The sequence below is a fragment of the Bradyrhizobium sp. CCBAU 11361 genome (genome assembly GCF_028128935.1).
Taxonomy (GTDB): domain Bacteria; phylum Pseudomonadota; class Alphaproteobacteria; order Rhizobiales; family Xanthobacteraceae; genus Bradyrhizobium; species Bradyrhizobium niftali.
In genome coordinates, this window is sequence record NZ_LBJZ01000057.1 from 1 (window position 1) to 526 (window position 526).

General features: G+C 60.5%; 1 pseudogene. It reads left to right on the top strand.

What is annotated here, in order from left to right:
- Window positions 1–526, top strand: a pseudogene (locus XI08_RS09805) (group II intron reverse transcriptase/maturase); the annotation flags it as partial.

Consider the following 526-nt stretch of genomic DNA (forward strand, 5'->3'; position numbering starts at 1 on the left):
TGACGCGATGCGCGCGAGACTGGAGGAGTTCGAGCTGACGCTCCACCCGGCCAAGACCCGCCTGATTGAGTTTGGTCGCCATGCGGCGGCTCAACGCAAGCAGCGCGGACTCGGAAAGCCGGAAACCTTTGCGTTCATGGGGTTCACGTTTATCTGCGGCAAATCACGCCAAGGGCGCTTCCAGCTTCAACGGAAGACCCGTAGCGACCGCTTGCGAACCAAACTCCGCGAAATCAAGGAGGAGCTAAGGCGCCGAATGCACTGGCCGATCCCTGCACAAGGGAAATGGCTGAGGCAGGTCTTGACCGGTCACTTTGCGTACTTTGCTGTCCCGACGAATGGCCGAGCGCTCAATGCGTTTCGGTTCTATCTGACCGATCTCTGGAGGCGGACGCTTCGGCGGCGCAGTCAGCGGACCTGTCTGACCTGGGATCGCATAACGCAGATCACCGATGACTGGCTCCCCAAGGCTCGCATCCTTCATCCATGGCCGAAGCTGCGCTTCGCCGTCAAACACCCGAGGTAG